General features: G+C 71.3%; 3 protein-coding genes. All 3 read left to right on the top strand.

The features are described 5' to 3' along the window. Nucleotides 1-399 precede the first annotated feature (399 nt). The 3 genes from K6I34_RS32705 (at nt 400) to K6I34_RS32715 (ending at nt 4,035) form a co-directional block, all read left to right on the top strand. Entirely contained in the window at nt 400-1,893 is a 1,494-nt protein-coding gene (locus K6I34_RS32705; protein WP_229331664.1) for a PLP-dependent aminotransferase family protein, read from the top strand. Between the two features lie 70 nt (nt 1,894-1,963). Beyond that, nucleotides 1,964-2,659, top strand: coding sequence for an iron-containing redox enzyme family protein (locus K6I34_RS32710; protein ID WP_229331665.1), 696 nt, complete (start codon nt 1,964-1,966; stop codon nt 2,657-2,659). A gap of 110 nt (nt 2,660-2,769) precedes the next feature. Further along, nucleotides 2,770-4,035 carry an ATP-grasp domain-containing protein gene (locus tag K6I34_RS32715; protein ID WP_229331666.1) on the top strand — a complete coding sequence of 422 codons (1,266 nt, stop codon included), beginning with the start codon at nt 2,770-2,772 and terminating at the stop codon, nt 4,033-4,035. Nucleotides 4,036-4,256: the final 221 nt, after the last annotated feature.

Raw genomic sequence — 4,256 nt, forward strand, 5'->3', positions numbered from 1 at the left:
GTCATACAGCGCACCGGCGCCCCCCAATCGCCTTGACACCCCGACGCGCCCCTGCGGAGCATGTGCGCATGACGGGGGACTCCAAGCGTTTCGGCGTGCCGTGCCGCGTGCACGGCGCCGGGCCCAGAACGGTTCCGCATCCCGGCGGCCGTACCGGCCGTACGTACCGCTCCGCCGCCTGCTCGGGCACCCCGTCGCCGCACGTGCAGAGCCAGAACCGCCCCGACCCCAGCTGTGCCCTGTCGCGTGTCCGACGCTCCATTCGCCAGGCACCACCTGCTGCCGAATCCGGTTAGCGGGACACCTCCTGCGTGCCCGGCGGCGATCCCGTCGGGCTCGTCGGCCTTTTCCGAATGGCACACCGTGGCAGACATATCGCATGTGATGCACCCGGGGCAGATGAGTCGTCTCCTGGGTGACTGGCGCTCGCGTTCGCGCGGGCCCGCCTACGAGGCACTGGCACAGCGGGTCCGGATCCTCATCCGCGAGGGCCTGCTCTCACCCGACACCCGTGTCCCTCCCGAGCGCACCCTCGCCGAGCAGTTGGGCATCAGCCGCACCACCGTCACCAAGGCCTACGACATGCTCCGCGCCGAAGGACGGCTGCGCAGCGCACGCGGCGCCGGCACCGTCATCACCCTGCCCGAGCAGGCGGCGGACCGGCCCGCCGCTCCCTCCCCCGGTGCCAGGAACGAACGGCGCGGGGCCGCCACCGCGCAGCCGGTCGTCGCGGACTTCACCTCCGACCTGCTGCCGGTCCCCGAGGCCCGGCTGGAGGAGGCCCTGGGATCCATCGCCGGACGTGTGGCCAAGGCCTTCGCCGCGCAGGACCACGAGCCCTACGGACTCCCGGAGTTGCGGGAGACCGTCGCGGACCGCTACACGGCCCGCGGACTGCCCACGCACCCCTCCCAGATCCTGATCACCCAGGGCATACGGCACAGCTGGCAGCTGCTGCTGCGCCACCGGGCAAGACCCGGGCAGCGCGTCCTCATCGAATCACCGGCCCCGCCCCACGTGATGGACTCGATCCGGCTCCACGGCGCCCGGCCATGGCCCGTCGGCCTGGGGCGGAACGGCTGGTACGTCGAGCTCTTCAGCGCCGCGCTGCACCAGGCCAGGCCGCAACTGGCGCTGATCACACCGGATTTCCAGCATCCGACGGGGCATGTGATGCCCACGGAGGAACGCCGCCTCCTGGTCCGCACCGCCCTGCGCACCGGCACCCTTCTCGTCGCCGACGAGAGCGCGTCCGAACTGCGCCTGGACGAGGGCGGGATGCCGCAGTCGCTCGCCGCCCTCGGCCCGGAGGGCGCCGTGGCCCTGATCGACTCCCCGCGGGCCGCGATCGGCGACGGCGTACGCGTGGGCTGGATCCGCGCCTCGGCCGCGACCGTGCACCGGCTCGCGGTGCTCAACTCCGCCATGGGAACGCCCGGTTCCGTCCCGGACCAGGTGGTCACCGCCCGGCTGCTGGCCTCCGCCGACCGGCTGCTCACCGAGCGGAGGAGGAGCCTCCGGCAGCGCCGTGCCGCACTGACCTCGGCACTCCGGCAGCACCTGCCCGACTGGCGGTACACGACTCCCCCCGGCGGCACCACCCTCTGGGTGGACCTGGGGGCCTCCGTCAGCAGCCACCTCGCCATGACGGCCGAACGGCACGGCGTCCGCCTGCTGTCCGGCCCCCGGTTCGGCACCGGCGGCACGTACGACAGCCGCCTGCGGCTCCCCTACACGCTGGGCGAACGCGCCCTGCAGGACGGTGTACTGCGGCTCGTCGCCGCGTTCGCGGAGACCGCCGAGAGCAGCGGGACGAGCGCCGGAAGCACCGCCGCACCACGCCCGGAATCATTCCGTCCGGCAGAGGCCAAGCCTTGCCCCTTGGCTATTTAACCGGCCACCAGGCGTGTTTCACACTGGTTACGGAAATTCGCGAAATCACCTCGAAAGGCTGTAGAAGAGCATGCCGAAACTCGACCGTGATCGCCTTGAAACCCTTGCCGCGGAGCTGATGGAGAAGCAGTTCCAGCGGGTCCCGAAGATGCGCGAACTGCACCGCGGCGAGTGGATCGACCGGGATTACTACATCCGCCACATCACCGAGACGGTGCTGCGGATCCGCCTCAACAACGAGGTGGACAGCTACGCCCTCTACAAGGTCGGCTCCCAGGACGACCAGCTGGCCGCGAAGCTGGCCCGCTATCTGGCGGAGGAATTCGGGCACGAGAACATGTTCACCCGTGATCTCCAGAAGTTCGGCCTCACCCTGGAGGAGCTGAACGCCACCCCGGTCCTGATCTCCACCGCGAAGCTCATGGGCTATCTGCGGCTGGAGGCCGACCACTCCGGCCCCGCCCCGACCACGATCTGGGACTGGTTCGTCGAGTGGTATTCCGACCGCTACAACCCGGTGATCACCGACAAGGCCGCCGAGGAATTCGGTAAGGAATACGTGCACGGCACGCAGGCGCACATCGCCTTCGACGAGCAGCACGACCACGACGAGCTGATGTTCCGCACCGTCTCCCGCGCGGTGGAGGGCTTCAGCACGCCCGAGCAGGCGGAGGTCTATCTCACGACCTTCATCGACCTCATCGGCGACTACTTCGCCGAGCTGTACGAGGTGACCGTCGGGACTCGCGAGGCCGCCGCGGCCTGACGCGGACGGCGGCCGCCACGGCACCACTGCTCCGACCAGTGAACAGCGCGGTGGGCCGGGCCCGGACAGGGCCCGGCCCACCGCCACCGATGCCCCGGAGAGCCACTGCAATGACCGAACCGCTGCCCCGACCCCGTACCCGCGTCCTGGTCGTCGAGCCCCTGTCGTCCGGGAGCCAACTGATCGTCGAGGCCCGCGCGCTCGGCTTCGAACTCGTCGTCGCCTCCCACGACCGCGACGACCGCCGCGTGGCCGACGCGCTGCGCGAGCACATCGACGAACTCCTCGTCGTCGACACCAACGACGAATTCGCGCTCCACGAGGCGGTGGCCGAGCGCCACCGCGAACGCCCGTTCGCCGGGATCGTGCCCGGCTTCGAGTTCTACGTCGGCACCGCGGCCCGGCTCGCGGCCCGGCTCGGGCTGCCCGGCCTGCCGGTGGACAGCGTCGAGGCCCTCCGCGACAAGGCCGTCATGCGCGAGGCGGCCGAGGCCGCCGGACTGCGCGTGCCGCGCTACGCCGAGGCCACCGAGGCCCACGAGCTGGCCGACGCCGCCGCCCACGTCGGCTTCCCCGCCGTGCTCAAGCCGACCCGCTCGGCGGGCAGCATCCACGTCACCCGGGTGGACACGCCGGACGAACTGCGCGGCGCGTACGAGCGGCTGCGCGGCGACACGCGCCTCGACATGGGACGCGACCTGACGGGGCCCGTGCTGCTGGAGGAGTACGTGGCGGGCCCGGAGGTCAGCGTCGAGGGCTACGTCCTCGACGGCCAGGTCACCGTCGTCTCCGTCACCTCGAAACTGCTCGGCCCCGAGCCGTGTTTCGTCGAGGTCGGCATGGTCGTCCAGCACGAGCTGGAACCGCCCGTGCGCGCCGCCGTCGAGGCGTACGTCACCGACGTGTGCCGGGCCCTCGGACTCACGCTCGGCCCCTTCCACTGCGAACTCCGCATACCCGACGGCGAGCCCGTCCTCATAGAAATCGGCGCCCGGCTGGCCGGCCTGTGCATCCCCCAGCTCGTGGAACTCGTCACGGGCGTCTCCCTGGCCCGCGTCATGCTGGCCGCGTTCACCGGCCTCGACCCCTACGCGGCGGGAGTCTTCTCCGCACCCCGGGCCAAGTGCGCCGCAGTGCACTGCTTCAGCACGGAGCACGGCGACGGCCTGCCGTCCTTCAAGGGACTGTCGGGCCTGGACGAACTCCGCTCCGCGGAGGACGTGGTGGAGGTGTCCCTCTACTACCCGGAGGGCGCCGAAGTCCCCCCGGCGGAGGATTTCCGCTGCTTGCTGGGCCACGTGGTTTTCCAGGCGGAGTCGCATGCGGGGGCACTGGCGCGGCGAGCGGAAATCGCCTCTGCGGTGCGGCCGCTGTAGCGGTGCCGCCCGGCGGCCGGCCGAAGGGGCCGCGCCCCGCAGGGGCGCGGGGAACTGCGCGCCCAGCCACAATCGACCCGCAGACGCACACCGACCCCGACACCCCACCCCGGTAGGCGCAATTGGAAACGCACATAGCCCCAACCGCCGCCCCCCGCAGGGGACTCGGCAGAGACTTCGGCCATCTCTGGTCCGCCGGCGTCATCGCCCCCTTGGGCGAT

This window comes from Streptomyces sp. UNOC14_S4 (genome assembly GCF_020740835.1).
In the GTDB taxonomy this organism is placed as follows: Bacteria; Actinomycetota; Actinomycetes; order Streptomycetales; family Streptomycetaceae; genus Streptomyces.

What these genes read in the sequence shown, in the direction of transcription:
- K6I34_RS32705 (WP_229331664.1), top strand. Translation starts at nt 400, where the DNA reads ATGAGTCGTCTCCTGGGTGACTGGCGCTCGCGTTCGCGCGGGCCCGCC.
- K6I34_RS32715 (WP_229331666.1), top strand. Translation starts at nt 2,770, where the DNA reads ATGACCGAACCGCTGCCCCGACCCCGTACCCGCGTCCTGGTCGTCGAG.
- K6I34_RS32710 (WP_229331665.1), top strand. Translation starts at nt 1,964, where the DNA reads ATGCCGAAACTCGACCGTGATCGCCTTGAAACCCTTGCCGCGGAGCTG.